Source organism: Flavobacterium hiemivividum, from assembly GCF_004349145.1.
GTDB classification, from domain to species: domain Bacteria; phylum Bacteroidota; class Bacteroidia; order Flavobacteriales; family Flavobacteriaceae; genus Flavobacterium; species Flavobacterium hiemivividum.
Genome location: NZ_SMFO01000014.1, coordinates 48,220 through 73,030, shown reverse-complemented (window position 1 = coordinate 73,030; position 24,811 = coordinate 48,220). Strand labels below are relative to the sequence as shown.

Annotated in this window: 19 protein-coding genes; 14 read left to right on the top strand and 5 right to left on the bottom strand. The window is 33.7% G+C overall.

The annotated features are described in order from the left end of the window. Positions 1-164: 164 nt before the first annotated feature. From E0F98_RS14495 to rpsA, 8 genes are all read left to right on the top strand, one after another. Positions 165-2,564: a glycoside hydrolase family 31 protein gene (locus E0F98_RS14495; protein WP_132112732.1), complete on the top strand. Its 2,400-nt coding sequence runs from the start codon at positions 165-167 to the stop codon at positions 2,562-2,564. Positions 2,565-2,655: 91 nt separating this feature from the next. Beyond that, positions 2,656-3,474 (top strand): M48 family metallopeptidase, encoded by an 819-nt coding sequence (locus tag E0F98_RS14490; RefSeq protein WP_132112730.1) that lies wholly within the window; start codon positions 2,656-2,658, stop codon positions 3,472-3,474. 141 nt (positions 3,475-3,615) lie between these two features. Next, entirely contained in the window at positions 3,616-4,923 is a 1,308-nt protein-coding gene (locus tag E0F98_RS14485; protein WP_132112728.1) for an MFS transporter, read from the top strand. 238 nt (positions 4,924-5,161) lie between these two features. Further along, the gene (gene lon / locus E0F98_RS14480; protein ID WP_132112726.1) at positions 5,162-7,612 is read left to right on the top strand and encodes an endopeptidase La; all 2,451 of its coding nucleotides are present in this window, start codon (positions 5,162-5,164) and stop codon (positions 7,610-7,612) included. A 191-nt stretch (positions 7,613-7,803) separates the two neighbouring features. Continuing rightward, the gene (gene porQ, locus E0F98_RS14475) at positions 7,804-8,823 is read left to right on the top strand and encodes a type IX secretion system protein PorQ (RefSeq protein ID WP_132112724.1); all 1,020 of its coding nucleotides are present in this window, start codon (positions 7,804-7,806) and stop codon (positions 8,821-8,823) included. Between the two features lie 37 nt (positions 8,824-8,860). Beyond that, positions 8,861-9,556 carry a (d)CMP kinase gene (gene cmk, locus E0F98_RS14470; protein WP_132112722.1) on the top strand — a complete coding sequence of 232 codons (696 nt, stop codon included), beginning with the start codon at positions 8,861-8,863 and terminating at the stop codon, positions 9,554-9,556. 72 nt (positions 9,557-9,628) lie between these two features. Further along, on the top strand, positions 9,629-11,005 hold the full coding sequence (locus E0F98_RS14465; protein ID WP_132112720.1) for a nucleoside permease: 1,377 nt from the start codon (positions 9,629-9,631) through the stop codon (positions 11,003-11,005). Between the two features lie 438 nt (positions 11,006-11,443). Then, entirely contained in the window at positions 11,444-13,222 is a 1,779-nt protein-coding gene (gene rpsA, locus E0F98_RS14460; RefSeq protein ID WP_132112718.1) for a 30S ribosomal protein S1, read from the top strand. 354 nt (positions 13,223-13,576) lie between these two features. Here the strand turns inward: rpsA and E0F98_RS14455 are convergent, their stop codons facing one another. The 3 genes from E0F98_RS14455 to E0F98_RS14445 form a co-directional block, all read right to left on the bottom strand. Continuing rightward, on the bottom strand, positions 13,577-14,521 hold the full coding sequence (locus E0F98_RS14455) for a tRNA dihydrouridine synthase (RefSeq protein ID WP_132112716.1): 945 nt from the start codon (positions 14,519-14,521) through the stop codon (positions 13,577-13,579). Positions 14,522-14,631: 110 nt separating this feature from the next. Then, positions 14,632-15,417, bottom strand: coding sequence for an anti-sigma factor (locus E0F98_RS14450; RefSeq protein WP_132112714.1), 786 nt, complete (start codon positions 15,415-15,417; stop codon positions 14,632-14,634). Next, positions 15,417-15,947, bottom strand: a complete 531-nt coding sequence (locus tag E0F98_RS14445) for an RNA polymerase sigma factor (protein ID WP_132112712.1) — start codon at positions 15,945-15,947, stop codon at positions 15,417-15,419. Before E0F98_RS14445 ends, E0F98_RS14450 begins: the two co-directional genes overlap by 1 nt. 243 nt (positions 15,948-16,190) lie before the next feature. Between E0F98_RS14445 and E0F98_RS14440 the strand changes: the two genes are divergently transcribed. The 5 genes from E0F98_RS14440 to E0F98_RS14420 all read left to right on the top strand — a co-directional run bounded on the left by E0F98_RS14440 (position 16,191) and on the right by E0F98_RS14420 (position 21,902). Next, a complete protein-coding gene (locus E0F98_RS14440) occupies positions 16,191-16,844 on the top strand; it encodes a DUF4331 family protein (protein WP_132112710.1) in 654 nt (217 codons plus the stop codon). Between the two features lie 28 nt (positions 16,845-16,872). Beyond that, positions 16,873-17,472 carry a DUF4331 family protein gene (locus E0F98_RS14435; RefSeq protein WP_132112708.1) on the top strand — a complete coding sequence of 200 codons (600 nt, stop codon included), beginning with the start codon at positions 16,873-16,875 and terminating at the stop codon, positions 17,470-17,472. Between the two features lie 159 nt (positions 17,473-17,631). Next, on the top strand, positions 17,632-18,930 hold the full coding sequence (locus tag E0F98_RS14430; protein WP_132112706.1) for a tetratricopeptide repeat protein: 1,299 nt from the start codon (positions 17,632-17,634) through the stop codon (positions 18,928-18,930). Between the two features lie 9 nt (positions 18,931-18,939). Next, positions 18,940-21,153 carry a TonB-dependent receptor gene (locus tag E0F98_RS14425; protein WP_132112704.1) on the top strand — a complete coding sequence of 738 codons (2,214 nt, stop codon included), beginning with the start codon at positions 18,940-18,942 and terminating at the stop codon, positions 21,151-21,153. A gap of 161 nt (positions 21,154-21,314) precedes the next feature. Continuing rightward, positions 21,315-21,902, top strand: a complete 588-nt coding sequence (locus tag E0F98_RS14420) for a glutathione peroxidase (RefSeq protein ID WP_132112702.1) — start codon at positions 21,315-21,317, stop codon at positions 21,900-21,902. 42 nt (positions 21,903-21,944) lie between these two features. Here the strand turns inward: E0F98_RS14420 and E0F98_RS14415 are convergent, their stop codons facing one another. Continuing rightward, complete coding sequence (locus tag E0F98_RS14415; RefSeq protein ID WP_132112700.1) at positions 21,945-22,409, bottom strand: hypothetical protein; 465 nt, start codon at positions 22,407-22,409, stop codon at positions 21,945-21,947. 15 nt (positions 22,410-22,424) lie between these two features. Continuing rightward, positions 22,425-22,922 carry a GNAT family N-acetyltransferase gene (locus E0F98_RS14410; protein WP_132112698.1) on the bottom strand — a complete coding sequence of 166 codons (498 nt, stop codon included), beginning with the start codon at positions 22,920-22,922 and terminating at the stop codon, positions 22,425-22,427. Positions 22,923-23,021: 99 nt separating this feature from the next. Here E0F98_RS14410 and menD point away from each other — a divergent pair, with 99 nt between their 5' ends. Then, entirely contained in the window at positions 23,022-24,683 is a 1,662-nt protein-coding gene (gene menD, locus E0F98_RS14405; protein WP_132112696.1) for a 2-succinyl-5-enolpyruvyl-6-hydroxy-3-cyclohexene-1-carboxylic-acid synthase, read from the top strand. Positions 24,684-24,811 lie beyond the last annotated feature (128 nt).

Genomic DNA, 24,811 nt, shown 5'->3' with positions numbered 1-24,811 from the left:
CTTAAAGAGACAAACAGTATTGATTCAAAAGGAACAATACAGTTTGTTTTTTAGTTTAAAATTTATAACGATTTCGCGAATAAAGAAGTTTTCTACAAAGGAGGATTTAGTTTTTTTGTAGTTTTGGAAGCGAATAAAGACCTTAAAATTAATAAGATATAAAGATGATTACAAATACAGAATTAGAATTTAAAGGTGATTTATACCCTTCAAAAATAGTTTCTTTCGAACGTGAAGTTGATTCCGTTTTTTTTAATACAGATAACAGTGTAGTTCTAAAAATCACCGTACTGAGAGACAGTATGATACGCTTTCGTTACACCACAAAAGGATATTTCAGTAATGACTTTTCATATGCTATTGATAAAAGTCATACCCATGGATATAACTTTCTTGAAGTTACTGAAGAAGCAGATTATTATCAAATACAAACTAGTAAAGTAGTATGTAAAATTCAAAAAATAGATATGAGAGTTTCTATTTTTGATATAAGCGGTAGTGTTTTGCTCGAAGATGAATTGGGTTTCCATTGGGAAGAAAGTTATGAGTATGGCGGTAACATCGTTAAAATGAGTAAGGCTTCTAAAGAAGGAGAATGCTTCTATGGCCTTGGTGACAAAGCGACCCAAATGAACTTAAAAGGGAAAAGATTAGAAAACTTTGCTACAGATCAATATGCTTTTCAAAAAGATCAAGAACCTTTATATAAGGTAGTTCCTTTTTACATTGGTTTACAAAATAAACAAGCTTACGGTATTTTTTTCGATAATACATTTAGAACATTTTTCGACTTTTGTCACGAAAGAAGAAATGTAACAAGCTTCTGGTCTGAAGGTGGAGAGATGAATTATTATTTCATTTATGGACCTCAAATGGAGGATGTAGTTACGAGCTATACTGATTTGACAGGAAAGCCAGAATTGCCGCCATTGTGGGCTTTGGGATATCACCAATGCAAATGGAGTTATTATCCTGAAAGTAATGTAAAAGAAGTTACAGCAAAATTCAGAGAATTAAAAATACCATGTGATGCCATTTATTTGGATATCGATTACATGGAAGGATTTCGATGTTTTACTTGGAACAAGGAATATTTTCCTGATCCAAAAAGAATGGTTGCAGAGTTAGCTGAGGATGGCTTTAAGACGGTCGTAATCATTGATCCGGGAATTAAAATTGACAAGGAGTATTCTGTATATCAAGAAGCCTTGGAGAAAGATTATTTTTGTAAACGTGCTGATGGACCTTATATGAAAGGAAAAGTATGGCCAGGAGAATGTAATTTTCCAGACTATACAAACCCCGAAGTAAGAGAATGGTGGGCGGGTTTATTTAAAGAATTAATTTCAGATATTGGCGTAAAAGGAGTGTGGAATGATATGAATGAGCCTGCAGTTATGGAGGTTCCTAATAAAACATTCCCAATGGATGTGCGTCATGATTATGACGGAAATCCTTGTAGCCATAGAAAAGCACATAATATTTATGGAACTCAGATGGCGAGAGCCACTTATCATGGAGTAAAAAGATTTGCTTATCCAAAGAGGCCTTTTATTATCACAAGATCTGCTTATGCAGGTGCACAACGTTATAGTTCTTCTTGGACTGGTGATAATGTAGCAACTTGGGAACATTTGTGGATTGCAAATGTACAAGTGCAAAGAATGTCAATTTCTGGAATGGGCTTTACTGGATCAGATATTGGTGGCTTTGCTGAACAACCTTCAGGAGAGTTGTACACGCGCTGGATTCAATTGGGTGTTTTTCATCCTTTTTGTAGGACACATTCTTCAGGAGATCACGGAGATCAGGAACCTTGGGCATTTGATGAAGAAGTGATCGATATTACAAGAAAATTTGTAAACCTACGTTATCAGTTGCTTCCGTACTTGTACACTATGTTTTGGCAATATATTGAACAGGGAATTCCGATGCTTAAACCATTAGTGTATTATGACCAAAGTGACATACAAACGCATTATAGAAATGATGAATTTGTTTTTGGAAATCAAATCTTAGTTTGTCCTATTTTAGAACCTAATGCTATAGGTAGAAGAATGTATATTCCTCGTGGACAGTGGTATAATTACTGGACAAATAGTTTAGTGACTGGCGGGAAAGAAATCTGGGTGGATACTAATTATGATGAAATTCCAGTGTTTGTAAAAGCTGGGGCTATTATTCCAAAGTATCCTGTGCAACAATACGTAGGAGAATTAGAATTTGATGAGCTGACTTTAGATTTATATTATAAAGAAGGAAAAGAAAAGTCGGTGGTGTACGAAGATGCGCAAGACGGTTATGACTATAAAAAAGGAAGGTATAGTTTCTTGACTTTTAGAGTAACAGGAAAAGAAAAAGAACTTAATGTACAATTGCATAAAGAAGGGAAGTACGATACTAATTATTCGAAGTATAAGATAAATCTAATTGGACTTCCTTTTAAGGTTAAAAGTATCGAAATTGATAATGAAGAGGTTCCATTCGATAGTGCTAATTTCGAGCAAAATAATTATCTTATTGTAGCTAAAGAATTTAATACTTTGCATATTACTGGAGAATAATAAAAAACAAAAATGTTGAAACATTTGATTTTAATTTTGCAAAAGCTAATTCAATTAAAGTCGTATTTTTGTTAGTATAAAATATAGTATTATGAAAAAACATTCAATATTAGTAGGGATTTGTACATTGGGATTAGTATTCTCATGTGCAACAAATCCACTAACAGGAAAGAAAACATTAAATTTTGTTTCGAACAGCGAACTTTTTCCTTCTTCGTTTGCGGAATATGGAACTTTTCTAAAGGAAAATAAGGTTATTGTGGGTACGGCTGATGCTAGAAAAGTAGAATCAGTAGGTACAAAAATAAAATTGGCAGCGGAAAAGTATTTGAATTCTTTAGGACAACAAGAATATTTGAATGGTTACCAATGGGAATATAAATTAATAAATGACAAACAAATTAATGCTTGGTGTATGCCTGGTGGAAAAATTGTCGTTTACTCGGGTATTTTACCAGTAACTAAGGATGATGCAGGTCTAGCTACGGTAATGGGACATGAAGTTTCTCATGCACTAGCAAATCACGGAGCACAACGTATGAGTGCAGCACAACTTCAGGGTCTTGGAGCTGTAGGAGTAGCGGTTGCTACTGGAGGGAAAAGTGAAGAGACGCAACAAACATGGCAACAAATTTATGGAGTTGGTTCTCAAGTGGGAGTAATGTTACCTTATGGTAGAAATCATGAAACTGAGGCTGATAAAATAGGACTTGTGTTAATGGCTATTGCAGGTTATAATCCTGAAGAAGCAATTTCTTTCTGGGGTAGAATGGCAGTAAGTTCAAACGGTCAAGCTCCGCCAGAATTTTTAAGTTCGCACCCATCTGATGCTACTAGAATTGCAAACTTAAAAGCGATGGTTCCAGAAGCTAAAGCTATAGCAGCAAAATTTGGAATGATCTATAAATAATAGAATATAAGTATACAAAACAGAAAAGCCAATTCATTTGAATTGGCTTTTTGTGTTTCTAATAATTCTAGCTATGAAGTATTTATACATTTTTGTCTATTTCTTATTGAAAAATAGATAAATTCGTATAAAAAATAATCTATGAGCACATTACAAAAAGGAGATAAAAAATTGATTAATGCATGGGCTTTTTATGATTGGGCTAACTCGGTATATAGTTTAGTTATTGCTACAGCGGTTTTTCCTATTTATTATGAATCCGTAACGAGTGATAATAATGGAGTAGTTCAATTTTTAGGTTTTGAATTTAATAATTCCTCACTTTTATCTTATTCTTTATCATTTTCTTTTTTAATAGTTGCTTTTATGTCTCCCATTTTGTCTGGAATAGCAGATTATACGGGGAATAAGAAGCGATTCATGAAATTCTTTTGTTATTTGGGATCACTCTCGGTGATGAGTTTATTCTTTTTTAAGGGCCAAGACACCTTGTGGATTGGAATATTAGGTACCGTTTTAGCAAGTATTGGTTTCTGGGGAAGTATAGTTTTTTATAATTCCTATTTGCCGGAAATTGCTTTTCCCGAGCAACATGATAGAGTAAGTGCCAAAGGCTTTATGTTAGGATACGCAGGTTCTTTAATATTGCTTGCTTTTAATCTAACGATGGTCATGATGCCGGAAATGTATGGAATATCAGATGCTTCTCTACCAGCCCGTATTTCTTTCTTATCAGTAGGTATATGGTGGATAGGATTTGCTCAGGTTACTTTCCATTATTTACCTAATAACGTATTTCATAAAAAACCAGAGAAGGATTATATTTTTAAAGGATTTAGAGAGCTTAAAGTAGTATGGGAAAGTTTAAAAGGAATGAAAGTTTTAAAACAATTCTTAGCAGCATTTTTTTTATATAGTATTGGTGTTCAAACAGTAATATTGTTAGCAGGACTTTTTGGAAAAAAAGAATTAGGTATAGATACTAGTAAGTTGATAATCATTGTTTTACTAATAAATGTAGTTGCTATTTTTGGAGCTTTCCTATTTTCGAGATTGTCAGAGAAAATAGGGAACATAAACACATTAAAAATTACAATCGTAATTTGGGGTTTTATTTGTGTTGCGGCTTACTTACTAGATGCAAAGAGTCCTTACATAGATATTCAATTTTATGCTCTTGGAGCTACGATAGGAATGGTTTTAGGAGCGATTCAGTCCTTATCTCGTTCTACCTACTCGAAATTATTACCGCAGACACAAGATCACGCTACCTATTTTAGCTTTTTTGATGTAACCGAAAAAATATCGATAGTAGTAGGAACCTTTGTTTTTGGATTTGTAGCAGCAATTACAAATTCGATGCGAAATTCCTTTTTTATTCTCGCTGTTTTCTTTTTACTGGGTTTTATTGTTTTAAGTTTTATGAAACAGACAAAAGAAACGAAATAGTTTTCGAATAAATTTGCAATAATAAAATGGGATTCAATGTTTGTCTTTTAAGAATTAGCTTACAGGAAGCATTAACTTTATCTGGATCTTTTTCTTATTATGGCACAGAGATTGCATTTTTATACCAACTAATGAATTATCGGGTTTAATATCGGTTTTATTCACTTTTATACTGCCGATGCTCTATATTTGTTAGTTGCACGAAATTTATTAATGACAAAAAGACTCAAATAATAATATGTCAAATCATAAAATACTTACTATTGACAATCTGTCACTACAGGAATATGACTCAGAAGCTGAATTAATACCATTATTGACTCCTGAAGATGAGGAAGAAATGATAAACGAGGAATTACCTGATTCTTTACCAATCTTACCTTTACGTAACATGGTTTTATTTCCAGGTGTTGTAATTCCAATTACTGCTGGCCGTGATAAATCCATAAAGCTTATTAATGACGCTAATGCGGCAGGAAAAATTATTGGTGTTGTTGCGCAAAAAAATGAAGAGGACGAAGATCCTACAAAAGAGGATATTCATACAATTGGTACCGTAGCTAGGATTTTACGCGTTTTAAAAATGCCTGATGGGAATACGACTGTAATTCTTCAAGGGAAAAAACGTTTCGAAATAGATACTGTTACTTCTGAAGATCCTTATCTATCGGCTACTATTAAAGATTTTCCTGAAAATAGACCTAAAAAAACGGATACTGAATTTTTAGCAATTCTGGAATCGGTAAAAGAAATAGCAATCCAAATTATAAAAGAAAGCCCAAATATTCCGACAGAAGCAACATTTGCTATTAAGAATATCGAAAGCCAATCTTTCTTAATCAATTTTGTAACTTCAAATATGAACTTGTCTGTAAAAGAAAAACAAGACTTGTTAGCAATCAATGATTTGAAGGAGAGAGCATTGGAGACACTTCGTTATATGAATATTGAGTTGCAAAAGCTCGAATTAAAAAACGACATCCAGTCTAAAGTTCGTTTTGATTTAGACCAACAACAAAGAGAATATTTCTTGCACCAACAAATGAAAACGATCCAGGAAGAGTTGGGTGGTTCTTCACAAGAAGAAGAAATTGAGGAAATGTTGGTTAAATCGAAGACTAAAAAATGGGATGAAAAAACCAAAAAGCATTTCGAAAAAGAAGTCTCTAAGATGCGTCGCATGAATCCACAAGCGCCTGACTTTGGAATTCAAAGAAATTATCTGGATTTGTTTTTAGAGTTACCTTGGAATGAATTTTCTAAAGATAATTTTGATTTAAAACGCGCTCAGAAAATTTTAGACCGCGATCATTTTGGTTTAGAAGAAGTAAAGAAACGAATGATAGAACATTTGGCAGTTTTAAAATTGCGAAATGATATGAAGTCCCCTATTATCTGTTTGACAGGGCCTCCGGGAGTGGGTAAAACCTCTATTGGTCGTTCAGTTGCAGAAGCTTTGGGTAGAGAATATGTGCGCATTTCCCTTGGTGGCTTGCGTGATGAGTCTGAAATAAGAGGACATAGAAAAACCTATATCGGTGCGATGCCGGGAAGGATTATTCAAAGTTTAAAAAAGGCTCAGACATCAAACCCAGTTTTTGTTCTCGATGAAATTGATAAGCTATCAGTAAGTAATCAAGGAGATCCGTCATCAGCATTACTGGAGGTATTAGATCCTGAGCAAAACAATTCTTTTTATGACAATTTCTTAGAAATGGGATTTGACTTGTCCAAAGTGATGTTTATTGCGACTTCTAACAATATGTCAACCATTCAACCGGCTCTAAGAGATCGTATGGAGATTATAAAAATGTCTGGTTACACCATTGAGGAAAAAGTTGAAATAGCACGTCAGCATTTACTTCCAAGACAATTGAAAGAACATGGACTGACTTCTAAAGACTTGACAATTGCTAAAAAGCAATTGGAAAAAATTGTAGAAGGGTATACTCGTGAATCTGGTGTACGTGGATTAGAAGCTAAAATTGCGCAAGTAATTAGAAATGCGGCGAAGTCAGTTGCGATGGAAGAAGAGTATAACAAAAAGGTAACTGATGAAGATATCATAAAAGTACTGGGTATTCCAAGGTTAGAGAGAGATAAATACGAGAGCAATGATGTTGCAGGAGTAGTAACTGGATTAGCTTGGACAAGTGTTGGTGGCGATATTCTTTTTATAGAATCTTTAATTTCTCCAGGTAAAGGAACAATGACAATTACTGGAAATTTAGGAACGGTAATGAAAGAATCGGCGACAATTGCTTTAGAATATATCAAGGCTAATGCTGAACTTTTGGGCTTAAACCCAGAGATGATCTCTAAGTATAACATTCATTTACACGTACCAGAAGGAGCGACACCAAAGGACGGACCAAGTGCCGGTATTGCCATGTTGACTTCTTTAGTTTCTTTATTTACTCAAAAAAGAGTCAAGAAAAATATAGCAATGACAGGAGAGATTACGCTAAGAGGTAAAGTTTTACCTGTAGGCGGAATCAAGGAGAAAATATTGGCTGCAAAACGTGCTAATATTAAAGAAATTATCCTTTGTCACGAGAATAAAAGCGATATTGACGAAATAAAACAAGAATATATTCAAGGACTTACATTTCATTATGTTAAGGAAATGAGTGAGGTTTTGAAAATAGCGATTACAGATCAAAAAGTTAAAAATGCTAAAGTGCTTTAATACTTTTCGAATTAGAATAGAGTTCGAAAGTCGCTATTATAATGCCGATTAAGTACAAATATAAATAAATTCCATTTTCTAAAACTTATCTGATAAGAATTGGAATTTGGAATTTGTTTTTTCATTATTTTTAAATTTATAATTTTATCTTCGCCACGACGTTCTATTTCCTAAAAATATAGATTTAAAGTATGTTCAAAAAACTTTTATCATACCTGTTGTTTTTTGTTTGTGCTGTTAGTTACAGTCAAATAGGAGGCAAGTATACCTATCAGTTTTTAAATTTGGTTACTGCTCCAAGACAGGCTGCTCTCGGTGGAAAACCCATTACGATTTATGACGAGGATGTAAATCAGGTAAATTTTAATCCTGCAGCAATAAATGTAGAAATGGATAACCATTTGTCGTTAAATTATGGTAATTATTATGGCGAAGTGAGTTATGGTACAGCTTCGTATGCTTATACTTATGACCGTCATTTACAAACTTTTCAGGCGGGCGTGAATTATGTCAATTACGGCAGTTTTGATGGTTTTGATGAAAACGGACAAGCTACTACAACCTTTACAGGAAGTGAAATTGCACTTTCTTTGGGCTATGGATATACTATTCCTTCTACTGATATACATATAGGTGTTAGCGCAAAACTGATTTCATCCAGTTTAGAAACCTATCATTCATTAGGGGGAGCTATAGATTTAGGCGCGATTTTTATTGACCAAAGAAATGATGTCAACTGGGCTTTGGTTATTCGAAATATAGGAACACAATTTTCTACTTATAATGGTCTCAATGAAAAGTTGCCATTAGAAATCATCGTGGGGGTCTCTCAAGAATTAGAACATGTACCGATACGCTGGCACCTTACGGTAGAAAATTTACAGCAATGGAATATTGCATTTTCAAATCCCGTACGATCAGAATCTTCATTTGATGGAGAATCAACCGAAGAAAAAATATCGTTTGTGAACAATGCATTGCGACATTTAGTCATGGGAGTAGAGTTATTTCCTAAAAAAGCATTCAATTTGCGTCTGGGATATAACTTTAGAAGAGCTGAAGAACTAAAAATTCTGGAGCAGCGCAACTTCTCAGGTGTTTCAGTTGGTTTTGGACTAAAAATGAATAAACTCAAATTTAACTATTCTTATTCGAGATATACCTTAGCTGGAAATACGAGTCTTTTTGGCTTAACGGTGAATTTCCAATAATGATTTTGATATAACATAAAACTTAAAATAATACATTTTGAATAAAAAAATTACTATCGCGATTGACGGATTTTCATCTACTGGAAAAAGTACTTTGGCAAAGCAGCTCGCCAATCATTTAGGGTATGTTTATGTTGATACTGGAGCAATGTATAGGGCTGTAGCTTTTTTTGCTATGCAAAACGGCTATATTAGTACTGATTTTTTCGAAAAAGAATCATTAATAAATAGTTTGCCATTTATTAGATTACAATTCAAATTTAATGCTGATTTAGGTTTTGCCGAAATGTATTTGAATGATGTGAATGTTGAAACTGAAATTAGAACGATCGAAGTTTCTCGATTTGTTAGTAAAGTAGCAGAGGTTTCTGAAGTTCGAAGCAAGCTAGTAGAGCAGCAAAAAGAAATGGGAAAAGACAAAGCAATTGTTATGGACGGTAGAGATATAGGAACTGTAGTTTTTCCTGATGCTGAGCTTAAAATATTCATGACTTCTAGCGCAACAACAAGGGCGCAAAGGCGTTACGACGAACTGGTACAAAAAGGAGATGCTGTTACATTTGAGGACGTACTGAAAAATGTCGAAGAGCGAGATTATATCGATACCCACCGCGAAGATTCGCCTTTAGTGATGGCTGACGATGCTATAGAAATTGATAATTCTCACCTGAACAGGAAAGAACAATTTGACCTTGTTTTAGAATTGGTAACTGATACTATTAAATCAATATAATTATTTGCATATTTCTTTTTTAATAGTAGATTTACGCCCTGTTATTTTTTTAAATAAAATACAATTCATCTTATGGGAATTAAAAATAGATTGGTAATAATGAGCTTTCTACAATTTTTTGTTTGGGGAGCTTGGTTGATTACAATTGCAAATTACTGGTTCGGGACGATGCAATGGGACGGAACTCAGTTTGGTCTTGTTTTCGGCACAATGGGAATCGCTTCTTTGTTTATGCCAACATTAACTGGAATTATTGCAGATAGATGGGTAAATGCTGAAAAGTTATATGGAGTTCTTCATATTCTATATGCGGCTGTTTTATTCTATATTCCGCAAGTTTCAACACCGGAATCCTTTATCTACATCATGCTTCTAGCCATGTGTTTTTATATGCCAACGATTGCTTTGAGTAATTCTATTTCTTATACGGCCCTCAAATTAAATAATAAAGACCTTATTAAGGATTTTCCGCCAATAAGAGTATGGGGAACCATAGGTTTTATCGCAGCGATGTGGATTACAAATTTAACTGGCAATAAAGCGACGGAATACCAATTTTATATCGCAGGAATATCAGCAATAATTCTGGGTGTTTATTCTTTTAGTTTACCAAAGTGTAAGCCAGAGCGATTGACTAAGGAGAATGCTACGCTAATGGAAACTTTGGGTTTGGAATCTTTTAAGTTCTTTGCCGACTATAAAATGGCTTTGTTTTTTATTTTCTCTATGTTTTTAGGAGGCGCGTTGCAATTAACTAACGCTTACGGTGATGTGTTCTTGGATGAATTCAAGCATTTTCCTAAATATGCAGATTCATTTGTGGTAGAATATTCGACAATTATAATGTCAATATCTCAAATTTCGGAAACCTTATTTATTCTTGCTATTCCTTTTTTTCTAAAGCGCTTTGGAATAAAACAAGTAATGTTAATAAGTATGTTGGCTTGGGTATTGCGTTTTGGATTGTTTGCTTACGGAAACCCAACAGACGGTTTGTGGATGATTATAATGTCATGCGTAGTGTACGGAATGGCATTCGATTTCTTTAATATCTCAGGGTCTTTGTTTGTTGAGACTAATACAGAACCTAAAAATCGTTCGTCTGCACAAGGAATGTTTATGATGATGACTAATGGTTTTGGCGCGGTTCTAGGAAGTTTTACTTCAGGATGGGCTATTGATAAATATTTTACAAAATCATTTAATAACACTAATGAATTGGCAGGTTTTCTTGAAACAGAGACATCAAACCCAAAAATGCTAGAGTTTATTAAAAGCCAAGGAACGTCAATTACTACAGATGGCTTGTTGAGTAAAGATATTTTCATGAAAGACTGGCATACGATTTGGTTGGCTTTTGCGATTTATGCCTTGATTATCGCTATCGCTTTTGCTATTTTATTTAAACATAAACACGATCCAAAAGTGGTGGAGCAATTTACACATTAAAAGCAATTTTAAATTATAATTCAACCCGACAGACTCTTTTAAGATTTGTCGGGTTTTTTTATGGATTGATTTTTTTTATTCAAAGATAATTTTAGTCACAGATTAAACAGATTTTGGCAAATTAGTGCGGATGATTGATGCTGTAAATCCTAGTCTATCGGTTTTATCCTAATCATAGATGTGTAGTTTTTATTCCAAGTCAGCTTAGCGAACGGCATTGGTTTTTTTACATCTTGAGGGTCAGTTATTTGTATTTAGAATCTCCATTGATTATCGTTGTTCAAATATTTTGCTAATTAAGATTAAAGTGTTACTTTTGCAAACCTTTTGGTGAATAAGAGTTTCCATTGGGGTTCAATTAATTATACAAACAACTTCTGTTGTTTTCTAGCACATTAAGAAACTCGAGAGAATACAGAATACAAATTTTTTATCAGCATGTCTGAACAAATCCAATCACAAGAAGAGTTTTTAGCAAATTTTAACTGGCATAACTTCGAAGAAGGTATCGATCCAGTTGATCAAGAAAACTTAAAAGAATTCGAAGCATTAGTTACAAAAACATTTATTTCTACTGATCAAGAAGAAGTAGTTGATGGAACTGTAGTTAGAATTACAGATAGAGACGTTATCGTTGATATCAACGCAAAATCGGAAGGTGTTATTTCTTTAAACGAATTCCGTTACAACCCAGCATTAAAAGTAGGAGATACTGTTGAAGTATTAATCGACATCCGTGAAGACAAAACTGGACAACTAGTTTTATCTCATAGAAAAGCTCGTACTATCAAATCATGGGATAGAGTTATTTCTGCAAATGAAACAGGAGAAATCGTTAATGGTTTTGTAAAATGCAGAACTAAAGGTGGTATGATCGTTGACGTTTTCGGAATTGAAGCGTTTTTACCAGGATCTCAAATTGATGTTAAACCAATTAGAGATTACGATGTATACGTAAACAAAACAATGGAATTCAAAGTTGTGAAAATCAACCACGAATTTAAAAACGTTGTAGTATCTCACAAAGCGCTTATTGAAGCGGATATTGAAGTACAGAAAAAAGAAATCATCGGTCAATTACAAAAAGGACAAGTTTTAGAAGGTGTTGTTAAAAACATTACTTCTTATGGTGTCTTTATTGACTTAGGTGGAGTTGATGGATTGATTCACATTACTGACCTTTCTTGGTCTAGAATCAACCACCCATCTGAAGTTCTTGAATTAGACCAAAAATTAAACGTTGTAATCCTTGATTTCGATGATGAGAAAACAAGAATTCAATTAGGATTGAAACAATTAAACGCTCACCCTTGGGATGCTCTAGATGCTAAATTAGCAATTGGAGACAAAGTAAAAGGTAAAGTAGTTGTAATCGCTGATTACGGTGCATTTATCGAAGTTGCTGAAGGTGTTGAAGGTTTGATCCACGTTTCTGAAATGTCTTGGTCTACTCATTTACGTTCTGCTCAAGATTTCGTAAAAGTAGGTGATGTTGTTGAGGCTGTTATCTTAACATTAGATAGAGATGACCGTAAAATGTCATTAGGTATCAAACAATTGTCTCAAGACCCTTGGACTGATATTACTTCTAAATACCCAGTAGGTTCTAAACATTCAGGTATCGTTAGAAACTTTACAAACTTTGGTATCTTCGTAGAGCTTGAAGAAGGAATTGATGGATTAATTTACATCTCTGACTTATCTTGGACTAAGAAAATCAAACATCCATCTGAATTTGTAAATGTTGGAGAGAAACTTGATGTAGTAGTATTAGAATTAGATGTTGACGGACGTAAATTATCTTTAGGTCACAAACAAACTACTCCTAATCCTTGGGATCAATACGAAGGTTCATTTGCTGTTGGAACTATCCACACAGGTGAAATCGCTGAGATTGTTGACAAAGGAGCTACTGTAGAATTTGGAGATGATATCGTTGCTTTCATTCCTACTCGTCACCTTGAAAAAGAAGACGGTAAGAAATTGAAAAAAGGAGAATCTGCTGATTTCAAAGTAATCGAATTTAACAAAGAATTCAAAAGAGTAGTTGCATCTCACACTGCTATCTTCCGTGAAGAAGAAGAGAAAAATGTGAAAACTGCAACTGAAAATACTTCATCTGCTTCATCTACAAATGCACCAGCTGCAACTTTAGGAGATAACAATGATGTATTAGCTGCATTGAAAGCTAAAATGGAAAAATCAGAGAAAAAATAATCTCTTAATCTTTCTTATAATACATAAGAGGCTGTTTCAAATTTAATTTGAAGCAGCCTCTTTGTTTTTTACGATATTCTCGAAAATCGAATTTTTCTTTATTCTGATTTTATATATTATTTTTCTTCCGTGTAAAACCACAATACTAAAAGACAGAAACGTCACGATAGATTGTAGTTGCTTTAAAGCTATTTAAAAGTAGTTTTTTAGTTTTCTAAAGAGATATTGCAGCGCTCTATTATCGAAAGATATTGCATGCGCAGAACAAATTTCTCAGAACAAAATATTGCTATGAGAAAATCAAATTGGAGATTTATCTGAGATAGATTTTATAATTTAATAAGCGGTTCGAAACTATCCTGCTTTTATAATTTCTTTCACTGTTTGTTCGTAATTACGGATGCTTTTCGCTTTTCGAATATTTTTCGCCACCTTGTGTGGATTCGAAAAAATAACCGAGAAATACTCCCATAAGTGGTGCATTTTCAATAAGATGTGAGTTGAGCCAGATAAAGACTCGCTATAGCCTGCATATAAAGTGTCATGAAAAGCACTGAATAATTCCATTTTGTTTTCAGGATATTCTAAGCTGTCGCTTTTAATCATACTTGGTAAGAAAGGATCTGAAATTAATCCTCTTCCTATCATCCAATGATCGATACTAGGGAAACGCGCTTGCATTTCGCGGAACTTCATTACCGAAGTAATATCACCGTTGTAATACAATTTAAGTCTAGTATTATCAACACATTCTTGAAAAGCGTCTAAATGTACGCCGCCTTTGTAAAGCTGTTTTCCAATGCGGGCATGAATAGCCACATTTTTAATTGGATACGTTTCTAAAATTGGTAATACGTCAAGAATTTCTTCTGTATTATCATATCCTAAACGCATTTTCATCGAGACAATAATATCTGACTCCGAGTGGACTTTGTTCAGAATATTATTTATTTTCTCTGTGTTGCTAATAAGTCCGGAACCCATGCCACATTTAGTCACCATTGGATACGGGCAACCCAGATTCCAATTCAGTTCTTTATATCCTAATTCCTGAACATACTTGGCCACGAATAGAAATTCATCAGCATCGTTTGTTATTATTTGCGGAATCACTTCTAGGTCTAAGTTATTCTCTGGAAGAATATCTCTTTCGTAAGATGCTTTAATGACAAGTTTACCGTTTAAACGAATATAGGGAGAATAATAGGTATCAATTCCTCCAAAATACTTGTTGACGGCATTTCTAAAACGAAAGTCCGTAAATCCTTGAAGAGGCGAAGAGAGTAGGGTATAGCTCATGAAAATTTTAATTGTGCAAATATAGACAATGAAAACTATAACTTTATGAAACAAAAAAAAAGACTTTCGATTGAAAGTCTTTTTAATGATTTTATGAACGCTTTAGAAAATTAAACTTTTCCTAAAGTATATAATTGCTCCATTGTAGGGCTTAAACTTCCGCCTGCAGGCTCAAGTGTAATTCCGAAGGCTTCTGCGTCAGCAGTGCTGTTGACAGCGAACATACGTTGGTTGTTTTCATCAAATTTATCCAATAAACCAATGCTCGTAGGTGTTAGAGGATTTAATTTAAGAGCCCAAACCTGGTACACCATTCCTTTTGGAGGTTCTGGTAACCCTGAAGCATCTACATAGACAACTTGGGTTTCTTTGTTCCAATATACTTTTGCAGATGATTCTGGCGCTACAGCTTGACCACCAAGTGCTACAACTGTATTTTTAGTATCACGCACAACGGCTAAGCTAGTTTCGTTTAACTTATTTGTTAGTACCAATTGATTGAGTTCATTTTCAATTTTTACTTTTTCGATCTCCGTACTTACAATTTGATCGTTAGTTTGTTCTAATTGGTTGTATTGGAATCCAATTCCAACTAACAAAAGTACAGCAGCTGCCCATCCAATGTATTGTGACCAATTTCTGGACGTTTCCATTTCTATTACAGGAGTGTGCTTAAGTTCTAATTTGGCTTTGATTTTCTCATAATTAGCCACTGAATGCCAAGGCGAAAAACTAGAGGACAAAGCCACAATTGCTTTTTCGATAGCAATAATTTCATCCATAATTTCAGGATGCGTGTTAGACATAGTTGTTACTTCTTCACTTTCGGTTTCGCTTAGTAAACCATAAACGTAAAGTTCTAAAATTCCGGAGTCGATATATTCTTTTGTTTCCATTATACTTTCAAATAATTTCTTAGATCATTAATACAATTTCTATTGTGCGTCTTGACAGTACCTAAAGGAATTTCCAACTCATCCGACGCTTCTTGTTGTGTATAACCTTTAAAGAACAATAAATCTATAATTTGAATACATTTTGGTTTCAGTTTTTTTACAAACTCTTGAATTCCAATGGTGTCCATTTTATTGGATAGATTGCTGCTGCTGTCTAATAGATGTACGAAATTATCTGAGGAAAGGTTTTTTTGACTGTTATTAAAATTTTTAGAACGTAGTTTATCGATCGAGGTATTTCTAGCTATGTTTAAGATCCAAGTATAGAAACGGCCTTTACTCTCATGATAAGAATCTATATTTTTCCAGATTTTAACAAATACATCTTGAAGAACATCTTCTGCTTCTTCTCGGTTTCTTACAAGGACATTTATTACTGAAAATAAACTTTTCGAATACATATCATACAAGTGAGTAAATGCCTTATCGTCCTTCTTATATATTAATACCAATAATTCGTCTTGGGTCATAATTAATTAATTTTAGTTATACAAACATATACATTCTTATCAACAATTAAGATAATAGCTCTAAACTTAGTATAAAAAAACATGAAATGTTAATTATTTAGTTCTTTTATTTGTTAATTAATACCTTGTATATTAAGTGTTTACGGATTTTTTTTAAAAATATTTAGAATTATTTAAGATTTTTTAAAACCATAACGGAAACAATCCCGTAAATGACTTTATAACCTTTTAAATTATAACAAAATGAAAAAAACAAAAATGTTATTAGGTCTATCGCTAGTGGCGGTTTCAGGCTTAATCTTAGTAGCAGCGGATCACATTGATGCTCCGGCAGTAACAGGTAATGCAGCAGACATTACAGATTTTTATGCTTTCCAAGGACAAGACAACAACAACATGGTATTTGTAGTGAACACTCAAGGGTTATTGACCCCGAATGCGACGGCTGCAGCAACATTTAATGAAAATGTAATGGTTGAAGTTAATATTGATAATACGGGAGACAATGTAGAAGACTTGGTTATTCAAGCAATCAAAAGAGGAAATAAAATGTATTTCTTTGGACCATACAAACCATCAGCTGCAGGTACTTCTAGTACAATTGATATTAGTAAAGCTTCTGGATCTGTAGATATTTCAGCTTATAAAGCAACTCCAATAACATCTACACAAGCAGGAATGAAATTCTTTGCAGGACCAAGGGACGATCCTTTCTTTTTTGATCTAGGTCAATTCCAAAAAATTCTAGGCGGAACAGCACCACAAGGATTTAATAATCCCGGTACTGACACATTCAAAGGAACAAATGTTCTATCTATTGTAGTAGAAGTTCCTAAAACAATGTTAGGTACTGCGGCAACTTTAAACACTTGGGCTGAAACTAAGAAAAAACAATAATTAAGTATTACTTCTAAAATTAAAAATTATGAAACGACAAGTTCACGAATTCCGAAAAAAATTAAATATAAACATCATGAGTAAAGCAAATAAATTTAAAATGATAGCATTAGCAGTTGTAACTGCATTTGTTTCAGTTAACTGTGACGATAATAATAACGATTCTCCTGCAGCAAGTGCTAATTTTTCAGGAACTTATGTTCAACAAGATCAAATGGCTAGACCAGCAATTAATACTGTGTTTATTGCGTCAGGAACACCAAAAGATAATTTTAATGCAACTGTTCCATCCATGATGGGTGCAAGTTATACGAGTGTATTTAAGGCAAGATTATTAGCATTAAATTCGGCATATACTACAAATGCTTTGACTCAAACTGCAGATCAGTTGTCAGGACTTTTGGCTACAGATGTATTAAATGTTAAAACGTCTGGTACAACTACGTTTTTTGATGGTACAAATGTACTAACAGGTAGAGCATTAGCAGATGATGTTATTGATGTTGAGTTACTATTGATTTTTGGTGGTCCAACAGGCGCTTCTAATCCTGGACTTACAAAAGATAACGTAGGAGCAAACGACGCCCCTTTTCTATCTGCATTTCCTTATTTAGCTGCGGCTTGGTAGTAAGTAGGTAACTTAAACAAAACAGAGTGCTTTCTTTTTGATTAATGATAGTACTCTGTTTTTTTTTTACAAATAAATATACAATCAGATAAATATTTTAGATTTTGAATTATTACGCATAAACAAACAAACAAACAAACAAACAAACAAAACTAGATTATGAAACCTTACAAAATTATCCCCGCGTTGGTTTTTACAATCCTTTTTATTTTCGCTTGCGATACTAAAAAACAAAACCAAATTACAAATAGTTCTGATTATAATAAGTACTTGAATATTGAAGGAAATAAATCATTGGATTTTGCTAAAAAGGAAATTGATTTTTGGCAAAAAAAATATGATGCAGCTCCAAATCAAGATACTTACCTAGGTTTAATGGCTTCACATTATGCTACAGTTTTTGAATATACAGGAGATATCGAAAATTTATATAAAACCGAAGAGTTATTGACTAAAGTGAATGTTGACAATAACTACTCAAGAGTGTCAAATTTAAGATCATTAGGAAGAAACTATATATCGCAACATAGATTTAAAGAAGCTTTAGTTTTAGCTAATAAAGCTTTAGCAATTGGCGAAGGCCTTAAAGAATCTCAAAAACTACTTTTTGATGTCCAGATGGAACTAGGAAATTATTCTGAAGCTCTAGCAAACTTAAATGCTATAAAGGATATGAATGATTTTGATTATTTAATTCGTTTGGCTAAATGGAATGATCATATTGGAGATCTGGATACTGCAATCAGTTTCATGGAAAAAGCCAGAGATATTGCTGAAAAGGAAGATAATAAAACCCTGAAAATATGGTCGTATTCTAATTTGGGTGATTTTTATGGTCACGCTGGTAGATTGCAAGAGTCTTATGATAACTATTTAAAAACATTAGAAATAGATCCCAATTACTCCTACGCTTTAAAAGGAATTGCTTGGATTGTGTTTTCTCATGAAAGAAATACCAAAGAAGCAAACAGAATTGTAGAAGCTATCGAATTGACACATAATACACCAGATTTTTATTTACTGAAATCGGAGATTGCTGAATTTGAAGGAAATGAAAGAGAAGCATTAGTGAATAAAAATGCCTATTTTGCAATGCTCGAAAAAAACAATTATGGAGCAATGTATAATAAGTACAATACTTTAATTTATGCTGATTCGAAAGAAACGGCTTCCAAAGCTTTAGAAATTGCAAAAATTGAAGTGGATCATAGGCCTACTCCAGATTCTTATAATCTATTAGCTTGGTCTTATTTAAATATGGGAGATAATAAAAAAGCGTTGGAAATAGTAAATAAACATGTTGTAGGTAAAACTTATGAACCTAATGTGCAATATCATTTGGCAATGATTTACAAGTCGAATAATGAAATGAACAAAGTAGCACCCATAAAAAAAGAACTACTTTCTAGCATTTATGAATTAGGACCTAACATGGAAGAAAAAATAAAGCAACTATAAAACTATTACATGAAACATTTTTATATTATTCTAATTTCCCTCATGGGAATGGCTTCCTATGGCCAAACCACAAAGGGAGTTGTTGTAGACGAATTTGGGAATACAATTGAGAACGCGTATATCGTAAATAGTAACACAGATTCACATGCCCATACAAATGAGTTGGGAATGTTTAGTGTGGATAAATCACAAGTGGGTAATGTTTTGAAAGTATCTGCTTTAGGATACAAGAAACTAAACTTTACTGTAAACAGTTCAGAAGTTAGCATTGTTTTAGAAGGCGATATCTTTAGACTAGATGAAATTGTGATCCAACAGCAACTTTCGGCATTGAATGTTATTTCAAAAATAGATTTGGAAACCACTCCGGTGAATTCCTCACAGGAAATTTTGAGAAAAGTTCCTGGATTATTTATAGGACAACATGCTGGCGGAGGAAAAGCAGAACAAATATTTCTTAGAGGTTTTGATATTGATCACGGAACTGATATTGCGATTTCAGTAGATGGAATGCCAGTGAATATGGTGTCTCACGCACATGGTCAAGGCTATGCCGACTTACATTTTGTCATTCCAGAAACAGTGGAGAAGATAGATTTTGGAAAAGGGGCGTATTATGCGAGTAAAGGGGATTTTGCTACAGCAGGGTACGTCGCTTTCCAAACTAAAGAAAAGTTAGATAAAAGCAGTATAAGTGTAGAAGCAGGCCAGTTTAACAGTTTAAGAACAGTAGGACTATTTAATCTTTTGGGAAACCAAAAAAAACAGGCTGCATATATCGCTACCGAGTATATTTTAACAGACGGTCCATTTGATTCTCCTCAAAATTTTAATAGGGTTAATCTATTAGGGAAATACTCGGCGATACTTAATGACAATAGTAAGTTTTCAGTATCGGCTTCTCGTTTTTCTAGTACTTGGGATGCCTCTGGACAAATACCACAGCGATTAGTAGATAATGGAACTATTTCCAGATTTGGAGCAGTTGATGATACCGAAGGAGGCAAAACATCCAGAACAAATTTTAATGCTTCGCTAAGCAAACCCATTGATGAAAACACATTCTTGAAAGCGAATGCTTTTTATTCCAAATATGATTTTGAATTGTACTCTAATTTTACTTTTTTCTTAGAAGATCCTGTTAATGGAGACCAAATAAAGCAAAAAGAAGACCGATCTATTTATGGGATGAATGCAGAATTAAATAAAAAAGTAAAAATGAGTGATTGGGATGCTTCGTTTCAATTAGGCGTAGGTTTTCGAGCTGATGCTACTATTGACACTGAGCTTTCACACACTTTAAATAGAAGTATCATCTTAGAAAATATTAAACTGGGAGATATCGATGAGACTAATATGTTTACCTACTTAAATACAGAGCTAAAGTTTGGTAAACTAATGATAAATCCAGCTGTACGATTGGATTATTTCAAGTTTAATTACAAAGATAAATTAGCGTCTGTTTATAAGAGTCAATCAGAAACTGAAGTGAAAGTGTCACCAAAATTGAACTTTATTTATTCTCAAAATAACAACTTACAATTTTTTGTAAAATCCGGAATAGGGTTTCATTCGAATGATACTCGTGTTGTGGTTGAAAATAATGGAAAACAAATATTACCAAGTTCAATTGGAGCAGATGTAGGTACAATTTGGAAACCGTTTCCTAAGTTAATTGTTAATTCGGCACTTTGGTATTTGTACTTAGAACAAGAGTTTGTCTATGTAGGCGACGCGGGAATCATTGAACCAAGCGGAAAGACAAAACGTATGGGAGCTGATTTGGGATTGCGTTATCAATTAAATGACTGGTTGTACTTTGATACTGATGCGACTTATACCTATGCAAGGAGTATCGATGAAGTAAAAGGACAAGATTATATTCCGTTAGCACCAGATTTTACAACTACTGGCGGATTGAGTTTTCAAAATTGGAATGGGTTTTCAGGAGGTCTTCGTTATAGATACTTAAAAAACAGACCAGCAAACGAAGATAATTCGATCGTGGCCAAAGGTTATTTTGTAACAGATATGAATGTGAGTTACGAGTACAAGTCGGTTACTTTTGGAGTTTCAGTAGAGAATTTATTGAATACAGAATGGAATGAAACCCAATTTGCCACGGAATCAAGGTTGAAGGACGAAACAAACAGTGTAGAGGAAATTCACTTTACACCTGGAACACCGTTTTTCATGAAAGCTAAAATAGCTTATAAATTTTAGTTTAAAAATTTGTTTGTTTTGTTAGAAAGGCCTGCCTGAAATAGTATTTCATATTCTATTTTCTGGTAGGCTTTTTGTTTTAACATTTGTTCAACTAAAATAATTGTAGAGAATGGACTGCTATAATTGTGAGTTTACGTAATTTTATAAAAAATATAAAAATGAAAAAAATAATAGTATTGGCTTGCGCATCGCTATTGCTTTGTGGAAATCTGAGTCAAGCTCAAAGTAAAAAAGCAAACAAAATTATAAGTGAAAACCCTATGTCAAAACAAAAAATTTATCAATTTAAGGTCGAAGATCTATCAGGAAATGAATTTGATTTCGCTAGCTTAAAAGGTAAAAAGATCATGATTGTGAATACTGCATCCAAATGTGGATTGACACCACAGTACAAAGATTTGGAAGCAATTTATAAAGAATATCAAGTTAAAGGTTTTGTGATTGTAGGCTTTCCAGCAAACAATTTTGCATCGCAAGAACCGGGGACAAACGAAGAAATCGCTACTTTTTGCCAGCAAAATTATGGTGTTTCTTTCCCAATGATGGATAAAGTATCGGTAAAAGGAGACGATATGTGTGCGTTATATCAATTCCTGACCCAAAAGTCAAAAAATGGATTGCAAGATTCGGAAGTAGCGTGGAATTTTCAAAAATACCTAATCAATGAAAATGGGGAGTTAGATAAAGTGATCGCACCAAAAACATTGCCTACTGATGCTTCAGTTATTGATTGGATTAAAGCGTAATAGATAGAAAGCTAAAGAGCCTTATAATGGCTCTTTTATTTTTTAAATTTTAGCGGTATATTTTTTCAAAAGTTTAATTAAAGCATCTTGCGCTGTTCCGTTTTTTCGGGCATTTAGGAAGCTACTGATGTCCCATGTTACGGTAGAACCATCATTCAAATATAATTTCACACGATCGTTAGCCCGTCCAGACCATACTTTATGCTTAGTTGCTAAATTTAGGTCTATTGTTTGTTCTTTAATGTTCGAGAGAATAACTTTTTTCTCCCAGCGCACAGTCGCTGTGTTTTCTTCTTCATTAAAGGTGATTTCAAACGTCCCTGTAAAATATTTTAATGCACCATAAAACGAAACAAAATTCAGTACTAAAAAAGATAGGTATAAAAAAAGGTGATTACTAACATTAAAAATTAGTGCAAACAGCAGCATCGATATAAACCAAGATGCAATTGCAGCTAATACCGATATAGTCTCCATTTTAATAATTGTAACTTTTGCTTTGTTCATAATGGTGTTTTAATGTTACTTCAAAATCAACTGCATAAAAACTGAATGCAACCAGCGATCAAATTTGAAAGCGGACTCTTTTATGGTTCCTACCGTTTTAAATCCAAATTTTTCATGAAACACTACACTACTTTGATTTTCAGCGTCGATAACCCCTATCATTGTATGCAAACCTTGTTTTTTTGCTAAAATAATTAATTCCTGGAGTAATAGTTTTCCAATTCCTTTGCCGTGATAATCATTACTCACATAAACAGAATGTTCTACGGTATATTTATACGCTTCTCTAAATCGGAATTCACTGTACATACCAAAGCCTACAACAACACCAATTAATTCAGCCACAATTACTGGGAATCCTTTGTTGATTTTGTCATCTAAGATGGCCTTTTGCTGTTCGTAGCTTCTTACATTATAATCATACAAGGCCGTTGAATGTAAAATATTGTAGTTGATGATGTCTAAAATTGCTTGAGTATCTTCAGTATGATACGATCTAATTTTTATTTCCATTTTGATTAGTGAATTTTGATTCCAAATTTAATAAAACTATTTTTAGATTAGATAAAAACCCTTACAACTTTGTATCTTTGTTACTCAGAAAAATAGACAATGATTTACCCTAAAATACCTTTAGCGCAAAGCATAATTGAAATTTGCCTTGCCAAAGGAATTACCAATATAATAATTTCACCTGGATCCAGAAATGCACCTTTAACCATAGGTTTTGTAAGTAATCCCGACTTTAAATGCTATAGTATTGCCGATGAACGTGCAGCCGCTTTTTTTGGTTTGGGAATCGCACAACAAACAAAGCAGCCTGTCGCGTTAGTATGTACATCCGGTTCTGCTTTATTGAATTATTATCCCGCAGTAGCCGAAGCGTTCTACAGTCAGATTCCATTAATCGTGATTTCGGCAGATAGACCCCAAAGTAAAATCGATATTGGGGATGGACAAACCATCCGTCAAGAGAATGTATTTGCAAATCATTCTTTATACAATGCCAATTTGAATGAAATAGTTTCCCTCGAAAACGATACTAAAATTAATGAAGCGATTGCTGTTGCAATTGCTCAAAAAGGGCCCGTACATATTAATGCGCCTTTCGAAGAGCCTTTGTATGAAACGACCACTGATCTTTCGGTGAATGTTGTTATTACCGCTTCCGCGAATGATACGAAGTCATTTTCCAACGATGAGGTAGTTGAGTTTGCGAATATTTGGAATAAAGCCACAAAAAAAATGGTGTTAGTAGGCGTGAATGACCCCGATGTAATTAGTGAAAATAGTATTGAATCTTTAGCTTCTGATGAATCGGTGGTGGTATTGACTGAAACGACTTCAAACTTACATCATCCCACATTTATCAACACCATTGATACTTTAATTACGCCTTTCAATAACGAAGATTTTGAGGATTTCCAACCTGAAATTTTAGTCACTTTTGGAGGAATGATTGTTTCGAAACGAATCAAAGCTTTTTTACGAAAATACAAACCAAACCACCATTGGCATATCGATTCTTTGCGTGCCTACGATACATTCGATGCATTGACAAAACATTTTGAGGTAGAGCCAAATGTGTTCTTCGATGCTTTCTTACCACTCACAAAATCAGTGCAAAGTGATTATTTCAAAAAACTGGATAATATTAATAAAGTCAGAAAGCTAAAAAGTAAAATCTACTTGGATAAGATTCCGTTTTCAGACTTTAAAGTATTCGAAAAAGTGATTCCGAGTTTGCCATTAAACTCTCAGTTGCAAATCAGTAATAGCTCGGCTATTCGCTATGCACAGCTTATTGATATACATCCTTCAATAGAAGTTTATTGCAATCGAGGGACTAGCGGGATCGATGGTAGTACTTCAACCGCTATAGGTGCGGCTGTAGCCAATGAAAAACAAACGGTATTTATCACCGGAGATATTAGTTTTTTATACGATAGCAATGCGTTATGGAACAATTATATTCCGAAAAATTTTAAAATAATTTTGATAAACAATGGCGGTGGTGGAATTTTTAGAATTTTACCTGGCCATAAAGAAACGGCTGTTTTCAATACTTTCTTTGAAACTTCCCACTGTTTAACTGCAGAACATTTAGCTAGCATGTATGGATTTGACTATGCCATTGCAAGTGATGAACTAAGTTTAGAAAAAGGGTTAGCAAATTTATACAGTCAAAATGAAAAACCGGGAATACTAGAAATTTTTACACCAACGCTTAAAAACGATTCTGTGCTACTACAGTATTTTAAGGAGTTGCTCTGACTTTGTTCAAAAAGGGATTAAATAGCGCTCTACTTTTGTAGTTTTTACTTAAAAATTAGGGGTGTTTCGAATTAATGTTTAAATTTGAGATTGTAATAAGCTATTAACCAAAATGTTAAATTTTTATT

Coding starts and splice junctions, on each gene's coding strand:
- E0F98_RS14495 (WP_132112732.1), top strand. CDS start 165: ATGATTACAAATACAGAATTAGAATTTAAAGGTGATTTATACCCTTCA.
- E0F98_RS14490 (WP_132112730.1), top strand. CDS start 2,656: ATGAAAAAACATTCAATATTAGTAGGGATTTGTACATTGGGATTAGTA.
- E0F98_RS14485 (WP_132112728.1), top strand. CDS start 3,616: ATGAGCACATTACAAAAAGGAGATAAAAAATTGATTAATGCATGGGCT.
- lon (WP_132112726.1), top strand. CDS start 5,162: ATGTCAAATCATAAAATACTTACTATTGACAATCTGTCACTACAGGAA.
- porQ (WP_132112724.1), top strand. CDS start 7,804: ATGTTCAAAAAACTTTTATCATACCTGTTGTTTTTTGTTTGTGCTGTT.
- E0F98_RS14465 (WP_132112720.1), top strand. CDS start 9,629: ATGGGAATTAAAAATAGATTGGTAATAATGAGCTTTCTACAATTTTTT.
- rpsA (WP_132112718.1), top strand. CDS start 11,444: ATGTCTGAACAAATCCAATCACAAGAAGAGTTTTTAGCAAATTTTAAC.
- E0F98_RS14455 (WP_132112716.1), bottom strand. CDS start 14,521: ATGAGCTATACCCTACTCTCTTCGCCTCTTCAAGGATTTACGGACTTT.
- E0F98_RS14450 (WP_132112714.1), bottom strand. CDS start 15,417: ATGGAAACAAAAGAATATATCGACTCCGGAATTTTAGAACTTTACGTT.
- E0F98_RS14445 (WP_132112712.1), bottom strand. CDS start 15,947: ATGACCCAAGACGAATTATTGGTATTAATATATAAGAAGGACGATAAG.
- E0F98_RS14440 (WP_132112710.1), top strand. CDS start 16,191: ATGAAAAAAACAAAAATGTTATTAGGTCTATCGCTAGTGGCGGTTTCA.
- E0F98_RS14435 (WP_132112708.1), top strand. CDS start 16,873: ATGAAACGACAAGTTCACGAATTCCGAAAAAAATTAAATATAAACATC.
- E0F98_RS14430 (WP_132112706.1), top strand. CDS start 17,632: ATGAAACCTTACAAAATTATCCCCGCGTTGGTTTTTACAATCCTTTTT.
- E0F98_RS14425 (WP_132112704.1), top strand. CDS start 18,940: ATGAAACATTTTTATATTATTCTAATTTCCCTCATGGGAATGGCTTCC.
- E0F98_RS14420 (WP_132112702.1), top strand. CDS start 21,315: ATGAAAAAAATAATAGTATTGGCTTGCGCATCGCTATTGCTTTGTGGA.
- E0F98_RS14415 (WP_132112700.1), bottom strand. CDS start 22,409: ATGAACAAAGCAAAAGTTACAATTATTAAAATGGAGACTATATCGGTA.
- E0F98_RS14410 (WP_132112698.1), bottom strand. CDS start 22,922: ATGGAAATAAAAATTAGATCGTATCATACTGAAGATACTCAAGCAATT.
- menD (WP_132112696.1), top strand. CDS start 23,022: ATGATTTACCCTAAAATACCTTTAGCGCAAAGCATAATTGAAATTTGC.